The 15,274-nt window shown below is 70.6% G+C and carries 15 protein-coding genes; 10 read left to right on the forward strand and 5 right to left on the reverse strand.

Features of this window, described 5'->3' with window-relative positions; all coding sequences use genetic code 11:
* Positions 1 to 14: 14 nt before the first annotated feature.
* Positions 15 to 998 carry an ATP-binding cassette domain-containing protein gene (locus tag ASD11_RS05405; protein WP_056284297.1) on the forward strand — a complete coding sequence of 328 codons (984 nt, stop codon included), beginning with the start codon at positions 15 to 17 and terminating at the stop codon, positions 996 to 998.
* Positions 995 to 1,807 carry an ABC transporter permease gene (locus ASD11_RS05410; protein ID WP_056284301.1) on the forward strand — a complete coding sequence of 271 codons (813 nt, stop codon included), beginning with the start codon at positions 995 to 997 and terminating at the stop codon, positions 1,805 to 1,807. The genes ASD11_RS05405 and ASD11_RS05410 overlap by 4 nt, the downstream gene beginning before the upstream one ends.
* A 75-nt stretch (positions 1,808 to 1,882) precedes the next feature.
* On the opposite strand, the gene ASD11_RS05415 is transcribed toward ASD11_RS05410, so the two are convergent.
* On the reverse strand, positions 1,883 to 2,905 hold the full coding sequence (locus ASD11_RS05415; protein WP_156464604.1) for a hypothetical protein: 1,023 nt from the start codon (positions 2,903 to 2,905) through the stop codon (positions 1,883 to 1,885).
* Positions 2,906 to 3,077: 172 nt separating this feature from the next.
* On the opposite strand from ASD11_RS05415, the gene dnaE reads away from it, so the two are divergent.
* Together dnaE and ASD11_RS05425 are read left to right on the forward strand one after the other, a co-directional pair.
* Positions 3,078 to 6,641 (forward strand): DNA polymerase III subunit alpha, encoded by a 3,564-nt coding sequence (gene dnaE, locus ASD11_RS05420; RefSeq protein ID WP_056284305.1) that lies wholly within the window; start codon positions 3,078 to 3,080, stop codon positions 6,639 to 6,641.
* Between the two features lie 41 nt (positions 6,642 to 6,682).
* The gene (locus ASD11_RS05425; RefSeq protein ID WP_156464605.1) at positions 6,683 to 7,183 is read left to right on the forward strand and encodes a hypothetical protein; all 501 of its coding nucleotides are present in this window, start codon (positions 6,683 to 6,685) and stop codon (positions 7,181 to 7,183) included.
* On the opposite strand, the gene ybaK is transcribed toward ASD11_RS05425, so the two are convergent.
* Complete coding sequence (ybaK, locus tag ASD11_RS05430; protein WP_056284311.1) at positions 7,146 to 7,637, reverse strand: Cys-tRNA(Pro) deacylase; 492 nt, start codon at positions 7,635 to 7,637, stop codon at positions 7,146 to 7,148. The two genes, ASD11_RS05425 and ybaK, sit on opposite strands and share 38 nt — an antisense overlap.
* On the reverse strand, positions 7,637 to 8,803 hold the full coding sequence (locus tag ASD11_RS05435) for a benzoate/H(+) symporter BenE family transporter (RefSeq protein ID WP_056284314.1): 1,167 nt from the start codon (positions 8,801 to 8,803) through the stop codon (positions 7,637 to 7,639). The genes ybaK and ASD11_RS05435 overlap by 1 nt, the downstream gene beginning before the upstream one ends.
* Positions 8,804 to 8,845: 42 nt before the next feature.
* Between ASD11_RS05435 and hisD the strand changes: the two genes are divergently transcribed.
* From hisD to hisH, 4 genes are read left to right on the forward strand one after another with little or no spacing between them, the layout of a single operon-like run.
* Positions 8,846 to 10,141, forward strand: coding sequence for a histidinol dehydrogenase (hisD, locus tag ASD11_RS05440; RefSeq protein WP_056284317.1), 1,296 nt, complete (start codon positions 8,846 to 8,848; stop codon positions 10,139 to 10,141).
* Complete coding sequence (locus ASD11_RS05445) at positions 10,141 to 11,277, forward strand: histidinol-phosphate transaminase (RefSeq protein WP_056284320.1); 1,137 nt, start codon at positions 10,141 to 10,143, stop codon at positions 11,275 to 11,277. The genes hisD and ASD11_RS05445 overlap by 1 nt, the downstream gene beginning before the upstream one ends.
* Positions 11,240 to 11,839 carry an imidazoleglycerol-phosphate dehydratase HisB gene (hisB, locus tag ASD11_RS05450; protein WP_056284322.1) on the forward strand — a complete coding sequence of 200 codons (600 nt, stop codon included), beginning with the start codon at positions 11,240 to 11,242 and terminating at the stop codon, positions 11,837 to 11,839. Before ASD11_RS05445 ends, hisB begins: the two co-directional genes overlap by 38 nt.
* On the forward strand, positions 11,836 to 12,474 hold the full coding sequence (hisH, locus tag ASD11_RS05455) for an imidazole glycerol phosphate synthase subunit HisH (RefSeq protein ID WP_056284325.1): 639 nt from the start codon (positions 11,836 to 11,838) through the stop codon (positions 12,472 to 12,474). The genes hisB and hisH overlap by 4 nt, the downstream gene beginning before the upstream one ends.
* A 94-nt stretch (positions 12,475 to 12,568) precedes the next feature.
* On the opposite strand, the gene ASD11_RS05460 is transcribed toward hisH, so the two are convergent.
* A complete protein-coding gene (locus ASD11_RS05460) occupies positions 12,569 to 13,273 on the reverse strand; it encodes an alpha/beta hydrolase (protein WP_056284328.1) in 705 nt (234 codons plus the stop codon).
* 52 nt (positions 13,274 to 13,325) lie between these two features.
* Between ASD11_RS05460 and priA the strand changes: the two genes are divergently transcribed.
* On the forward strand, positions 13,326 to 14,060 hold the full coding sequence (gene priA / locus ASD11_RS05465) for a bifunctional 1-(5-phosphoribosyl)-5-((5-phosphoribosylamino)methylideneamino)imidazole-4-carboxamide isomerase/phosphoribosylanthranilate isomerase PriA (RefSeq protein ID WP_056284331.1): 735 nt from the start codon (positions 13,326 to 13,328) through the stop codon (positions 14,058 to 14,060).
* A 4-nt stretch (positions 14,061 to 14,064) separates the two neighbouring features.
* Here the strand turns inward: priA and ASD11_RS05470 are convergent, their stop codons facing one another.
* Positions 14,065 to 14,400: a hypothetical protein gene (locus ASD11_RS05470; RefSeq protein ID WP_056284334.1), complete on the reverse strand. Its 336-nt coding sequence runs from the start codon at positions 14,398 to 14,400 to the stop codon at positions 14,065 to 14,067.
* Positions 14,401 to 14,437: 37 nt separating this feature from the next.
* On the opposite strand from ASD11_RS05470, the gene hisF reads away from it, so the two are divergent.
* Complete coding sequence (gene hisF / locus ASD11_RS05475; RefSeq protein WP_056284337.1) at positions 14,438 to 15,217, forward strand: imidazole glycerol phosphate synthase subunit HisF; 780 nt, start codon at positions 14,438 to 14,440, stop codon at positions 15,215 to 15,217.
* Positions 15,218 to 15,274 lie beyond the last annotated feature (57 nt).

Raw genomic sequence — 15,274 nt, forward strand, 5'->3', positions numbered from 1 at the left:
AAGAAGTCTCAACGATGACCGACATGATCAAGGCCCACGGCCTCGTGAAGAAGTACAAGGGGGTCACGGCGCTCGACGGGCTCGACCTCGTCGTGCCCGAGGGCACCGTGCTGGGCCTGCTGGGCCCCAACGGCGCCGGCAAGACCACCGCCGTCCGCATCCTCACCACGCTCCTTGCGCCGGACTCCGGGTCCGTCGAGGTGGCCGGGGTCGACGTCCTGAAGGACCCCACGGGGGTGCGGTCCAAGATCGGTCTCTCCGGCCAGTACGCCGCGGTCGACGAGCACCTCACGGGGTACGAGAACCTCGAGATGGTGGGGCGCCTCTACGGCTTCCCCAAGTCCAAGGCCAAGGCGCGGGCCCGTGAGCTGCTCGAGCGCTTCGGCCTCGCGGACGCCGCCGACCGGCCCTCCAAGACCTACTCCGGAGGCATGCGCCGCCGTCTCGACCTCGCCGGTGCGCTCGTGGCCGAGCCGCCCGTCATCATCCTCGACGAGCCCACCACGGGCCTCGACCCGCGCAGCCGCCAGCAGATGTGGGGCGTCATCCAGGACCTCGTGAGCTCCGGCGCCACCCTGCTGCTCACCACCCAGTACCTGGAGGAGGCCGACCTCCTCGCCGACGACATCGTCGTCATCGACCGGGGCCAGGCCATCGCGCGCGGCACGGCCGACGAGCTCAAGTCGCAGGTGGGCGGCGACCGCATCGAGGTCGTCGCCGCAGACCCCGGCCGCATCGGCGAGGTCGTCAGCATCCTGGGCAAGGTCGCGAGCGGCGACGTGATCCAGGGGGAGCGGTCCGCGTCGGCAGCCGTCTCCGGCAACGGGGCCGACCAGCTCCTGAGCGTCCTGAGCGAGGTGCGAGGGGCGGGCATCGAGGTCCTCGACGTCGGCCTGCGCCGACCCACCCTCGACGACGTCTTCCTCGAGCTCACCGGCCATGAGGCCGACGACGCCGAGTCCACCCCCGACACCACCACCCAGGAGGTCTCCGCATGAGCGTGGCCAGCCCCGTGCGCACCCTGGTCGACGGCTGGGTCGTCGCCAAGCGCAACCTCATCAAGATCAAGCGCGTGCCGGAGATCATGGTCTTCGTCCTGCTCTCGCCCATCATGTTCGTGCTGCTGTTCGCGTACGTCTTCGGTGGCGCCATCGACGCCGGTCCCGGCCTGGACTACAAGGAGTTCCTGATCGGCGGGATCTTCGCCCAGACTGTCGTCTTCGGCGCCACGTTCACGGGTGCGAGCCTGGCCGAGGACATGCAGAAGGGATTCATCGACCGGTTCCGGTCGTTGCCCATGGCGCGCTCGGCCGTCCTGGTGGGACGCACGGGCAGCGACATCGTCTACAACGTGGTCTCGCTCGTGATCATGGCGCTCACCGGACTGCTCGTCGGCTGGCGTGCGCACGGATCGATCCTCGACACCCTCAGCGCGTTCCTGCTGCTGCTCGTCTTCGCCTACGCCATCAGCTGGGTCATGGCCTGGGTCGGCCTCTCCGTCCCCAGCGTCGACGTCATCAACAACGCGTCGTTCCTGGTGATCATGCCGCTCACGTTCGTCTCCAACGCCTTCGTGCCCACGGAGTCGTTCCCGAACGGGCTGCAGAAGGTCGTGGAGTGGAATCCTGTCTCCGCGCTCACGCAGGCCGTCCGCGACCTCTTCGGCAACCTGCCCGACGGTCAGCCCGTCCCCGACGCGTGGAGCCTTCAGCACCCCGTGCTCTACACGTTGCTGTGGATCGTGCTGATCCTCGCGGTCTTCGTCCCGCTCTCGGTCCGCCAGTACCAGAAGGCCAGCCTGAAGTAGGTCGGTCAACAACGACGAGGGGCTGTGGTCGCGATCGCGACCACAGCCCCTCGTCGTTCGTCCTCAGGTGGCGCCTCAGTCGTCGCGCAGCGCCTGGCGGATGTCGGCGGCGCCGTTCTCGTCGGCGTCCCGGAGCCGGTCGGCCACGTGGTCGGCGGCGCGCCGGGCGCCGTTGAGCTGGTGGCGGACCTTGTCGAAGTGCTCGTCCCAGTCGCGCTTGAAGCCGTCGTTGCTGCCCACGCGCTCGTCCTCGGGGAGCATGCGGCCGGCCCGGATGGCCAGGCGGATGTCCTCGAGGCGGTGCGCGGCCTGGTCGATGGTCTGCGCGGCGGCGTGGATCTCCTCGGCCACCGAGCGGATGCCGGCGGGCGCTGAGATGCCCTGGTGGTCGTTGCCGCCGCCCTCGTGGCCGTTCATCTCCTGGGCCTCGGCCGTGGCGTGGTCGCGCTGGCGGGGGAGCTTCTCGGCCAGCTTCTCGTCGGCGTTCTTGACCTTCTGCATGAGGTCGGAGTACTCGTCGACGATGCTGCGGGCCGCGTGGCGGTACGCCGTGATGGCGTGCTCGATCTTGCTGCCGTCCTGGACGAGCATGGCGTGGGCCTGCCCCTGGCCCACCGAGGTGAACTGCAGGCCGGCCTGGCGCTTGAACTGCGCGCCGTGGCCGTCGGAGACGTCGGCGTCGACGCTGTGGATGAGGGCGCCCACGTCCTTGGGTGCGTTCTTGGCCCCGTGGAGCGCGTCGCGGAACGTCTCGCGGGCGTCGCGCCAACGGCGCTTGAGGTCGTCGACCCCCTGCTGGGCGTTGCCCAGGACGTCGGAGGCGTGGTCGATGGCGTCGCCGAGCCGCTCGAGCTGCTGGGAGTCGGCCTCCAGCTGGCGGCCGGTGCGCTGGGCGGCCCGGGAGAGCGCCGTGACGGCCTTCCCGTTCTGGCCCTCGGGCGGGTTGGCCTGCTTGAGCTGGTTGGCGGCCTGCTCCACCTGGCGGCAGAGCCCGCGGATGCCCTGCACCGCGTTGCGGAGCTGCTGTGTCTCGCCGGGAAGGGCGATCGTCTCAGGACCGATCGGCCCCGTGGCCCATGCGGTGGCGTGCATCGTCATGTTTCCCCCAGGTTCGCGCGCGTGGTGGGAATTTTCTATCACGGGTCGCCTGTCTCCACCACTGCGGCGGCGAGCCCGGTCCGATCTGTCATCGCGCTGACGTAGGCTGGTCCTCTTCCCCGATGACCTGCCCGCGAGGGTTCTTTCGACGTGTCTTGGAGGCCGCCACACCATGCCGAGCGACTCGTCCTTCGTGCACCTGCACGTGCACACCGAGTACTCGATGCTCGACGGCGCCTCCCTCCTGGACGGGTTGTTCGAGCGCACCTCCTCCCTCGAGATGCCGGCCATCGCCATGACCGACCACGGCAACGTGCACGGCGCCTACGACTTCTACTCCAAGGCCAAGAAGCACGGCGTCAAGCCGATCATCGGCATGGAGGCCTACCTCACGCCCGGCACCCACCGCAGCGAGCGCCGCAAGGTCCGCTGGGGCAAGGGCGACAGCGAGGAGGAGGGCGGCAACGACGTCTCCGGCGGCGGCGCGTACACGCACATGACCATGTTCGCCTCGAGCACCGAGGGCATGCACAACCTCTTCCGGCTGTCCTCGCGCTCCAGCCTGGAGGGCTACTACCGCAAGCCCCGGGCCGACCGCGAGCTCCTGAACCAGTACAGCAAGGGCCTCATCGCCACCACGGGATGTCCGTCCGGGGAGATCCAGACCCGCCTCCGGCTCGGCCAGTACGACGAGGCCCGGGCAGCCGCCGCAGAGTTCCAGGACATCTTCGGCAAGGAGAACTTCTTCCTCGAGCTCATGGACCACGGCCTCTCCATCGAGAAGGTCGTGCGCGACGACCTCCTGCGGCTCGGCCGCGAGCTCGGCATCGCTCCCATCGCCACCAACGACTCGCACTACAACAACCCCGAGGACGCCGCGGCCCAGGAGGCCCTGCTGTGCGTCAACTCGGGCAGCCGCCTCACCGAGCCCACCTACGCCCAGGGCGGCAAGCGGTTCGCGTTCGACGGGGCCGGGTACTACATCAAGTCCGCCCAGGAGATGCGCGAGCTCTGGGAGGACCGCTTCGACATGAAGGAGGCGTGCGACAACACGCTCCTCATCGCCGAGCGGTGCGAGGTCGAGTTCACCGAGTCCAACGGCGGCTACATGGCCCGGGCCGACGTCCCGGCCGGTCACACCGAGGAGACCTGGTTCGTCGAGGAGGTGTGGCGCGGCATCGAGGCCCGCTACCCCGGGGACAAGCTCACCCAGGACGTCCGCGACCGCGTCGAGATGGAGCTCGACGTCGTCCGCACCAAGGGCTACTGCGGCTACTACCTCGTGGTCGCCGACTTCATCAACTGGGCCAAGGACAACGGCATCCGGGTCGGTCCGGGTCGTGGATCAGGCGCCGGCTCCATCGCCGCGTACGCCCTGCGCATCACCGATCTCTGCCCGCTCACGCACGGCCTCATCTTCGAGCGGTTCCTCAACCCCGAGCGCCCCTCCATGCCCGACTTCGACATCGACTTCGATGATCGCCGCCGCGCCGAGGTCATCCGCTACGTGAGCGAGAAGTACGGCTCCGACCGCGTCGCCATGATCGCCACCTTCGGACGCATCAAGTCCAAGGCCGCCATCAAGGACGCGAGCCGGGTGCTCGACTACCCGTTCGCCATGGGCGAGAAGATCACCAAGGCGCTGCCCGCCGACGTCATGGGCAAGGGCGTCGGTCTCACCGACCTCTTCAACGAGAAGCACAGCCGCTACAACGACGGACGCGACTTCCGCGACATGCACGCCGACGACGCCGAGGTGCGCAAGGTCTACGAGACCGCCCTCGGTCTCGAGGGCCAGATCCGCGGCTGGGGCGTCCACGCGGCCGGCGTGATCATGAGCAGCGAGCCGCTCATCGACATCGTCCCCATCATGAAGCGCGAGCAGGACGGCGCCATCATCACGCAGTTCGACTACCCGATGTGCGAGTCGCTCGGGCTGGTCAAGATGGACTTCCTGGGCCTGCGCAACCTCACGGTCATCGACGACGCGCTGGCCAACATCAAGTCCAACCGCGGCATCGACCTCGTGCTCGAGGACCTGGAGTTCACCGACCAGGGCGCCTACGACCTCCTCGGTCGCGGCGACACGCTCGGCGTGTTCCAGCTCGACGGTGGACCCATGCGTTCGCTCCTGCGCCTCATGCAGCCCGACAACTTCGAGGACATCTCGGCCGTCATCGCGCTGTACCGCCCGGGTCCCATGGGTGCCAACAGCCACACCAACTACGCCCTGCGCAAGACCGGCAAGCAGCCCGTCGACTACATCCACCCCGAGCTCACCGAGGCGCTCAAGCCCATCCTCGGCACCACGTACGGCCTGATCGTCTATCAGGAGCAGGTCATGACCATCGCGCAGGAGCTGGCCGGGTTCACCCTCGGACAGGCCGACAACCTGCGTCGGGCCATGGGCAAGAAGAAGCGCGAGGTCCTGGAGCTGGAGTTCGTCGGCTTCGAGGCCGGCATGATGGAGCGCGGCTTCAGCAAGCAGGCCGTCAAGACGCTGTGGGACATCCTCGTCCCGTTCGCCGACTACGCCTTCAACAAGGCGCACTCGGCGGCCTACGGCGTCATCTCGTACTGGACCGCTTTCCTCAAGGCCCACTACCCGGCCGAGTACATGGCCGCGCTGCTCACGAGCGTCAAGGGCGACAAGGACAAGTCGGCGATCTACCTCAACGAGTGTCGCCGGCTCGGCATCCAGGTGCTGCCGCCCGACGTCAACGACTCCATCGGCACCTTCGCCTCGGTCGACGAGGACATCCGCTTCGGACTCTCGGCCGTCCGCAACATCGGCGACCACGTGGTCGCCGGCATCGTCGAGGGACGCGAGGAGGGCGGCCCGTACACCGACTTCGCCGACTTCCTCGACAAGGTCCCGGTCCACGTGTGCAACAAGCGCGTGCTCGACTCGCTCATCCGCGCCGGTGCCTTCGACTCCCTCGGCCACGGCCGCCGCGCCCTCACCACGATCGCCGACGACGCCGTCGACCAGTACATCGACCTCAAGCGCAACGCGGCCATCGGCCAGGACTCGCTGTTCGGCGGGATGGACGACTCGGTCACCGGTCTGGCCATCACCGTCCCTGAGCTGCCGGAGTGGGAGAAGACGCAGCTCCTCGCCTTCGAGCGCGACATGCTGGGCCTGTACGTCTCGGACCACCCGCTCCTCGGTCTCGAGCACGTCCTGAAGGCCAGCAGCGACTGCACCGTGGGCCAGCTCCTCACCGACACCGAGCGGGCCGACGGCAGCACGGTACGGATCTGCGGTCTCATCACGGCTGTCTCGCGCCGCATGAGCAAGAAGGGCGACACCTGGGCGCTCGTCACGATCGAGGACCTCGAGGGCTCGGTCGACGTCATGGTCTTCCCGGCCGCCTTCCAGCTGGCCTCCTCCGTGCTGCTGCCCGACGCCATCGTCGTGGTGAAGGGCCGCGTCCGTCGCACCGACGACGGCGTCGACCTCAACGCCATGGAGGTCACCATGCCGGCCATGAGCAGCGGCGGCGCCGAGGCACCGGTGGTCGTCACGCTCCCCGTGGCCCGCTGCACCACCGACACCATCGGACAGTTCAAGCAGGTGCTCGGCACCCACCCCGGCATGACCGAGGTGCACCTGCGGCTCGTGAGCACGAGCGGCACCAAGGTCTGGCGGCTCGACGACCAGTACCGCGTGAAGCCGTCGTCGTCGCTCATCGCCGACCTCAAGGAGCTCCTGGGGCCGAGTTGTCTGGCCTGACCGTCACCGAGCCCTCCCGCACCCACCCGAAGGGCCCCGTCGTGCGTCGACCCCTGATCGGCCTCCTCCTCTGGACGCTCCTGCTGCTCGCCCTCGGCGTGGTGGCTGCGCTGCTCTGGAAGGCGGTGGCCGAGCCTTCGGCCTACGTCGTCACCGAGCGTGGCGCCGTGCTCACCGAGGAGGCCATCCGGGGCCAGTTCCAGGTCGTGGCCGCGTTCATGGCCGTCGGCGCCCTCGTGAGCCTGGTGTGGGGCGGTGTCGTGGCCGTGGTCATGAACCGACTGGGCTGGGCCCTCGTGCCGTGGTTCGTCGTGGCCACGCTCGCGGCCGGAGGGGTCGCCTGGAGGCTCGGCACCTGGTGGGGACCCAGCGACCCCACGGCGGCCTCGGTGCGCGGTCTGTCCGTCGGCGACGAGGTGCCGTCGGCACTGCAGGTCGACACGCTCGCACCCTTCCTCGCGTGGCCGGCCGGGGCGCTCCTGGCGCTCCTCGTCGTGACCTACCTCAGCGGGCTGCGATCGACTGCACGACCGCCTCGGTGAGACGTACGAGGTCGGCCGGAGCCAGCTCGGCCTCCAGTCCTCGGCGCCCCGCGGACACCAGCACGGTGTCCCACGCCAGGGCCGAGGCGTCGAGCACGGTGCGATGCCTCTTCTTCTGCCCCAGCGGCGAGATCCCGCCCACCACGTAGCCGGTCGCGCGCTCGGCACGTGCCGCGTCGGCCATGCCGGCCTTCTTGGCGCCGAGCGCGGAGGCGAGCGCCTTCAGGTCCAGCTGCGCGTCCACGGGGACGATGCCGACGCACAGCTCGCCGTCGACGTCGGCCAGGAGCGTCTTGAGGACCCGGGCGGGCTCCACCCCGAGAGCCTCAGCGGCCTCGAGGCCGTAGGAGCCGGCGCGAGGGTCGTGCTCGTACGACCGCTCCGTGAAGGCCACCTCCTCACGCACGAGGTGGGCGAAGGCGGGAGTGGCTCCGCCGGACTTCTTCCTCGCCATCAGGCTGCCTTCCGCTCCAGGCCGAGGTGGACCGCGATGCCCAGCACGAGGGCCCAGAACGCCCCGCCGACCCCCAGCACCTGGAGGCCCGACGCAGCGACGAGGAACGTGACGACCGCGCTCGTGCGGAACCGCACCTCGGCGAGCGAGCTGGCCACGGAGGTCGCGAACGTCGCGAGCAGCGCGAGCCCCGCGACGGCCGGGATCACGCCCTCGGGCGCCGCCGTGGTGAGGACGACGAAGAGCCCCGACCCGAGCCCGAGGGGCAGATAGACCAGCCCGGTGGTCAGCGCCGCGACCCAGCGCCGCTCCCGCGGCCCCGCCTCGTCGCCTGCCGCGAGGGAGGCCGAGATGGCCGCCAGGTTCATGGCGTGACCGCCGAAGGGTGCGGCCGCCACGGTGCCCAGTCCGGTCGCCACGACCGAGCGCGTCCAGGGCAGCTCGAACCCGAAGGAGCGCATGACGGCCACGCCGGGGATGTTCTGCGACGTGACCGTGACGACGGTCAGCGGGAGGGCGATGCCCACGAGGGCGGCCCACGTGAACGTCGGCGTGGTCCAGACGGGGGAGGGGACGGCCTCGGACCAGGCGACGGACCGTCCGCTGTCGTGCAGATACGCAGCGATGCCCACGAGCGCCACCACCAGGGCGACGGGCACCGCCCAGCGCGGTGCGAGCCGCGTGGCGAGCAGCCACGCCGCGACCACGGGGCCGACGATCCACGGATGGTCCTGCAGCGCGGTGAACGGCTCGAGGCACAGGCCGAGCAGCACTCCGGCGAGCATCGCCTGTGCGATGTGCACGGGGATGCGGCCGATGAGCCGACCCAGCCAGGGCACGGCGCCCGTGGCGGCCAGCAGGACGCCCGTGACGATGAAGGCGCCCACGGCGGCAGGCCATCCGCCGTCGACCGGTCCCGTGGTCACGAGGAGGGCAGCGCCGGGGGTGGACCAGGCGAGCGTGAGAGGCATGCGGGTCCAGAGCGAGAGCACCACCATGAGGAGCCCGAAGACGAGGCACAGCGCGAGCAGGCCGCTGGCAGCCTCGGCGTCAGTGGCGCCGACGGACGTGAGGCCGGCGAGCACGACGGCGAACGACGACGTGAACCCGACCAGTGCGGCGACCACTCCGGCCACGATGGGCTGCTGCACCGACGTCCGACTCACCCGAGCATCCTAGGGGCGGGCTGCCGCGCCTAGGATTGGTGCGTGATCCGCCGACTCGACCTCCGCATCGACGCCTCTGCCGACCTTCCCCGGGCCCAGCTCGACGTGGAGCACGCGCTCGACGTCGTGCGGCCGCTGTGCGAGGACGTGAAGGCCCGCGGCGAGGAGGCCGTGCTGGAGTACGGCGAGCGTTTCGACGGCGTCCGTCCGGCCTCGCTGCGCGTGGCCCCGGAGGCGCTCGAGCGTGCTCTCGCAGAGCTGGCTCCCGACATCCGCGCGGCCCTCGAGGAGTCCGTCGCGCGCCTGCGTCGCACGAGCCAGGCCGAGCTGGAGGCCTCGGTCGTGACCACCGTCGCCGACGGCGCCACGGTCGAGCGCCGCATCGTGCCCATGCAGCGGGTCGGTCTCTACGTGCCGGGCGGTCTGGCGCCGCTCGTCAGCACCGTCGTCATGAACGCCGTCCCGGCGCAGGTCGCCGGAGTCGCGTCCATCGCGCTGGCCACACCTCCGCAGCGCGAGTTCGACGGTCAGCCGCACCCCACCATCCTGGCCGCCTGCGCCCTCCTGGGGATCGACGAGGTGTACGCCGCCGGCGGTGCGCAGGCCCTCGCGATGCTCGCCTACGGGACCACCTCCACCGGCGGCTCCGTCGCGCCGGTCAACCTCATCACCGGTCCGGGCAACATCTACGTCGCCGCGGCCAAGCGGTACCTGCAGGGGTCGGTGGCCATCGACTCCGAGGCCGGACCCACCGAGATCGCGGTCATCGCCGACGACACGGCCGATGCGGCCTTCGTCGCGGCCGACCTCATCAGCCAGTCCGAGCACGACCCCATGGCCGCGAGCATCCTCATCACGCCCAGCGAGGCTCTGGCCGATGCGGTGACGGCTGAGCTGGAGCGTCAGGTCCCGGCCGCCAAGCACGCCGAGCGCATCACCACGTCGCTCGACGGCCAGCAGTCGGCGATCGTCCTGGTGGCCGACCTCGACCAGGCCGTCGACGTGGCCAACGCCTATGCAGCCGAGCACCTCGAGGTCCAGACGGACGACTCCGCGGGGGTGGCCGCCCGCATCGTCAACGCCGGTGCCATCTTCGTGGGTCGTTGGACGCCGGTCTCGCTCGGCGACTACGCAGCCGGGTCCAACCACGTGCTCCCCACTGCCGGGTGCGCGTGCCACTCCTCGGGGCTCTCGGTGCGCGCGTTCTGCAAGAACATGCACGTGGTCACGTACACCGAGCAGGCCCTGCGCGAGGTCGGCCCGCACGTCACCACGCTCGCCGACGCCGAGGACCTCCCGTCCCACGGCGCTGCCGTCTCCATCCGGACCAGCCGCTGATGACCGAGGCCGGCACCCCCGCCTGGGTCCCGCTCCGGGACGAGCTGCGGGGGGAGGAGCCGTACGGTGCGCCGCAGATCGACGTGCCCGTACGGCTGAACACCAACGAGAATCCGTACGGACCCAGCGAGGCGGCCGCCGACGACATCGCGTCGTCCGTTCGCGCTGCCGCGCTGGGGCTGAACCGCTACCCCGACCGCGAGGCCGTGGCGCTGCGCACGGCGCTCGCGTCCTACCTGACGGCCGAGGTGCCGTCGGCCGGGCTCGACGCCTCGCGGGTGTGGGCAGCCAACGGCTCCAACGAGGTCATGCAGCAGATCCTGCAGGCCTTCGGTGGCCCGGGCCGCACGGCGCTGTCGTTCGCGCCCACGTACTCGATGTACCCCGAGTACGCCCGGAACACCCACACGCGCTGGGTCGCGGGGCAGCGCCGCGAGGACTTCGGCATCGACGTCGAGGCCGCCATCGCCCTCATCGAGGCCGAGCAGCCCGACGTCGTGTTCCTCACGTCGCCCAACAACCCCACCGGCACGGCGCTCGACCCGAGCCACACGCGGGCCGTGCTGGAGTCGGCTCCGGGCATCGTCGTGGTCGACGAGGCCTACGCGGAGTTCCGCAGGGCCGGCACGCCGTCGGCCCTGGAGCTGCTCGAGGAGTTCCCGCGGCTCATCGTCACCCGCACCATGAGCAAGGCCTTCGCCCTGGCCGGCGGGCGCCTCGGCTACCTCGCTGCCCACGCCGCCGTGGTCGACGCCCTGCGGATCGTGCGCCTGCCCTACCACCTCTCCTCCGTCACTCAGGCCACGGCGGAGGCGGCCCTGCGCCACACCGACGAGCTCCTCGCCCAGGTGGCCGCGCTCCGCGCCACGCGCGACCACACCGCGTCGAGGCTGCGGGGGAGCGGCTTCACCGTGGCCGAGTCCGACGCCAACTTCATCCTGTTCGGTCCGTTCGAGGACCGGCACGCCACGTGGCAGGCCCTCGTCGACCGCGGCGTGCTGATCCGCGAGACCGGCCCCCTAGGATGGTTGCGCGTCTCGATCGGCACCCCCGACGAGATGGACCTTTTCCACGCCGCACTCCAGGAGGTGACCGACGATGGCACGCACCAGCCGTATCGAGCGCAGGACGTCTGAGTCGCACGTCGTCGTCGAGCTCGACCTGGACGGCAGCGGCCGGCACGACATCTCCACCGGGGTCGGCTTCTACGACCACATGCTCACCGCGTTCGCGCGGCACTCGCTCATCGACCTCACGGTCAAGACCGAGGGCGACCTCCACATCGACGCGCACCACACCGTCGAGGACACGGCCATCGTCATCGGCCAGGCCCTGCGCGAGGCGCTCGGCGACAAGGTCGGCATCAAGCGGTACGGCGACGCCCTCGTGCCGCTCGACGAGGCGCTCGCGCAGGCCGTCGTCGACGTCTCGGGCCGACCGTACTTCGTGCACACCGGCGAGCCCGAGCGCCAGATCACCGTCGTGATCGGCGGCCAGTACTCCGGGTCGCTCACGTCGCACGTCTTCGAGTCGCTCGCCCACCACGCCGGACTCACGCTGCACGTGACCCTCGTGGGCGGCCGCGACCCGCACCACATCGCCGAGGCGCAGTTCAAGGCCCTGGCCCGCGCCCTGCGCGACGCCATCGCCCTGGACCCCCGGGAGACGGGCGTCCCCTCCACCAAGGGCGCCCTGTGACCGCTCGCCCCTCGGTGGCGGTGCTCGACTACGGGTCGGGCAACCTCCGCTCCGCTGTCCGCGCCGTCGAGCGGGCCGGCGCGGAGGTGACGCTCACGGCCGACCCGCGGGCGGCCGAGGAGGCCGACGGCCTGCTCGTGCCGGGTGTCGGCGCGTACGCGGCCTGCATGCGTGGTCTGTCGGCCGTGGGTGGCGAGCGCATCATCGAGCGTCGCCTCATCGCGTCGCGTCCGGTGCTGGGCATCTGCGTGGGCATGCAGATCCTGTTCGGCGAGGGCATCGAGCACGGCGTGCGGACCCAGGGTGCGGGCGAGTGGCCCGGCACCGTGGAACGCCTGCAGGCGCCCATCGTGCCGCACATGGGGTGGAACACCGTGATCGCTCGCGACGGCTCGCAGATGTTCGCCGGCATCGAGGACGAGCGGTTCTACTTCGTGCACTCCTACGGGGTCAGGCACTGGGAGCTCGACGGGGACACGCCGCTCCTGAAGCCGAAGGTCACCTGGACCGACTACGGGGGAGACCGCTTCGTGGCCGCCGTGGAGCACGGCCCGCTGTGGGCCACCCAGTTCCATCCCGAGAAGTCCGGCGACGCAGGCCGTCGTCTCCTCGAGAACTGGATCGCCACGCTCTAGCTCCGGCCCTCACGCGCGAATGGCGCAGATTGGCACTTTCGGGACGGCGTGTCGGACCAATCTGCGCCACTCGAGACCCACTTTGCGCCACTCGTCAGAGAGCGGCGACGATCGCCGCGGCGAGGTCGGCGGGGCGGGAGAGCTGGGGCCAGTGGCCGGTGGGCAGCTCGACGATCGTGAGGTACTCCAGCAGCGCCAGCTCGGCGAAGTAGCTCTCGCCCGCGTCGCGGTACTGCTCGATCTCGGCGAGCGTGAACGTGGACGAGATGAGCGTGACGGGGACGTCGTACCGCCTCTCGTCGGACAGCACGAGACCGTCGCGCGCCGCACGCTCGGGGTGCGGGACGGCGCGGGCGCGGAAGGCGTCAAGCAGCTCCGGGGTGAGCCCGTCGAGATCCTTGGAGCCGTCGTCGGAGAACACGTCCCACGGCGGGAGCCCGATCTCGCCGCGCTCGGCCGGGAGATGAGGATTGGTGGGCTGGCCGGCGGGCAGGGGAGCGGAGTCGACGTAGACGGCCCGCGCCACCCGGTCGGGACGCTGGTCGACGGCGCCATGGATCACGGTGCCGCCACCGCTGTGGCCCACCAGCACGACGAGATCGTCGTGACGATCGATCTCCGCGACCACGGCCGCCACGTGCTCGGCGAGCCCGATGCCTGACCGGTCGGCGTGCAGCGACTCGAGCCCGGGAAGGGTGAGGGGCACGACCTCGTGGCCCGCGGCGCGAAGCGGAGCAGACACCTCGTCCCACGAGGACGCGTCGAGCCAGAATCCGGGGACCAGGACGAGGGTGCTCATGCCTGAGAACCTAGGCGCGACCTCGGACAAGGTCCATCGCTAGGATCGCCCGGTGAGTGACTACCTGGAGCTGCTGCCCGCCGTCGACATCAAGGGCGGCCAGGCCGTCCAGCTGGTCCAGGGGGTCGACGGCTCGGAGAAGCGCTTCGGCGACCCGGTCGAGGCCGCGCTGCGGTGGCAGTCGGCAGGGGCCGAGTGGCTGCACCTCGTCGACCTCGACGCCGCGTTCGGCCACGGCCAGAACCGCGAGCTCCAGGCCCGGATCGTCGGTGCTCTCGACATCAAGGTCGAGATGTCCGGCGGCATCCGCGACGACGAGTCGCTCGAGGCCGCCATGGCCACGGGCTGCCGTCGCGTGAACATCGGCACCGCCGCGCTGGAGCAGCCCGAGTGGTGCGCCCGGGCCATCGCCACGTGGGGCGACCGCGTGGCCATAGGCCTCGACGTCCGCGGCACGACGCTCGCCGCCCGCGGGTGGACGCGCGACGGCGGAGACCTCTACGAGACCCTCGCGCGCCTCGACGCCGAGGGCTGCGCGCGCTACGTCGTCACCGACGTCAACAAGGACGGCATGCTGCAGGGCCCGAACCTCGACCTGCTGCGCGACGTCTGCTCGCGGACCGACCGTCCCGTCGTCGCGTCGGGCGGCGTCACCACCCTCGCCGACATCGAGGCGCTCATGGGCCTCGTCGACATCGGTGTCGAGGGCGCCATCGCCGGAACCGCGCTGTACACGGGCCAGTTCACGCTCGAGGAGGCACTCGCCCTCACGAAGCGCGACCACTGACCTGTCAGAGCACGTCGGTGACGAGCGCCAGGAACCCGTAGCCGGCGCCGACGAGGAGAGCCACGACCACGAGTCCCACGAGGAGGCAGCCGAGGACGGTGGCGACGGAACCCTCGTCGCCGTCGTCCCCGCGCACCGGCGGCGGGAGCGTCTCCCGCCCCATGTACGCCGCGAGGTGGGGCTGCGAGCAGAACCTGAAGGTGTCCTTCGCGCTGTCGCTGAACCAGGAGTCGCCCCACTCGTCGTCATCGACACGGCGGTGGACGTTGACGATCATGGCGGCGTCGGACGAGGTGTCGATGGTCGCCCTGCAGTGGTCGCAGCGGTGGCTCGTGGCCATGGCCGGACCCTACTGGTGGCCTCGGTAGGCTCCTCGGGTGAGCCTCGCCGTGCGTGTCATCCCGTGCCTCGACGTCGACGCCGGCCGGGTGGTCAAGGGCGTCAACTTCGTCGACCTCGTGGATGCCGGCGACCCAGTCGAGATGGCCCGTGTCTATGACGCCGAGGGCGCCGACGAGCTGACGTTCCTCGACATCACGGCCTCGAGCAGCGACCGCAGCACCACGTTCGACATCGTCGGCAGCACGGCCGAGCAGGTGTTCATCCCGCTCACCGTGGGTGGAGGGGTGCGGACCGTCGACGACGTCGACCGGCTGCTGCGCGCCGGTGCCGACAAGGTCGGCATCAACACCGCCGCCATCGCGCGGCCGGACGTCATCGCCGAGATCGCGCACCGCTTCGGCAACCAGGTGCTCGTCCTGAGCGTCGACGCCCGCCGGGCGCCGTCCTCGGGCGAGGGAGCCCAGCCCAGCGGGTTCGAGGTGACCACCCACGGCGGTCGCCAGAGCGCCGGGATCGACGCCGTCGAGTGGGTCCGTCAGGCCACGGAGCTGGGGGTCGGAGAGATCCTGCTCAACTCCATGGACGCCGACGGGACGAAGAACGGCTACGACCTGGAAATGATTCGGGCGGTCCGCGGTGTTACACCAGTGCCGCTCATCGCGAGCGGCGGCGCCGGCCGGCTCGAGCACTTCGCTCCCGCTGTGGAGGCCGGTGCCGATGCCGTCCTCGCCGCAAGTGTCTTCCACTTCGGCGACCTCACGATCGGAGCGGTCAAGAGCGCCCTGCGCTCGGCCGGACACAGTGTCAGACAATAAGCCCAGTACTCCCAGCACCGACAACCTCGCCGCGGGCTCAGCCGACCCCCGAGGGCT

It is taken from the genome of Aeromicrobium sp. Root495 (assembly GCF_001426755.1).
In the GTDB taxonomy this organism is placed as follows: domain Bacteria; phylum Actinomycetota; class Actinomycetes; order Propionibacteriales; family Nocardioidaceae; genus Aeromicrobium.

Excerpts from the sequence above, each read along its gene's own strand:
- ASD11_RS05410 (WP_056284301.1), top strand. The coding sequence starts at position 995 with ATGAGCGTGGCCAGCCCCGTGCGCACCCTGGTCGACGGCTGGGTCGTC.
- ybaK (WP_056284311.1), bottom strand. The coding sequence starts at position 7,637 with ATGGCGAGGAAGAAGTCCGGCGGAGCCACTCCCGCCTTCGCCCACCTC.
- ASD11_RS05405 (WP_056284297.1), top strand. The coding sequence starts at position 15 with ATGACCGACATGATCAAGGCCCACGGCCTCGTGAAGAAGTACAAGGGG.
- ASD11_RS05415 (WP_156464604.1), bottom strand. The coding sequence starts at position 2,905 with ATGACGATGCACGCCACCGCATGGGCCACGGGGCCGATCGGTCCTGAG.
- ASD11_RS05460 (WP_056284328.1), bottom strand. The coding sequence starts at position 13,273 with ATGAGCACCCTCGTCCTGGTCCCCGGATTCTGGCTCGACGCGTCCTCG.
- hisB (WP_056284322.1), top strand. The coding sequence starts at position 11,240 with ATGGCACGCACCAGCCGTATCGAGCGCAGGACGTCTGAGTCGCACGTC.
- ASD11_RS05470 (WP_056284334.1), bottom strand. The coding sequence starts at position 14,400 with ATGGCCACGAGCCACCGCTGCGACCACTGCAGGGCGACCATCGACACC.
- dnaE (WP_056284305.1), top strand. The coding sequence starts at position 3,078 with ATGCCGAGCGACTCGTCCTTCGTGCACCTGCACGTGCACACCGAGTAC.
- ASD11_RS05445 (WP_056284320.1), top strand. The coding sequence starts at position 10,141 with ATGACCGAGGCCGGCACCCCCGCCTGGGTCCCGCTCCGGGACGAGCTG.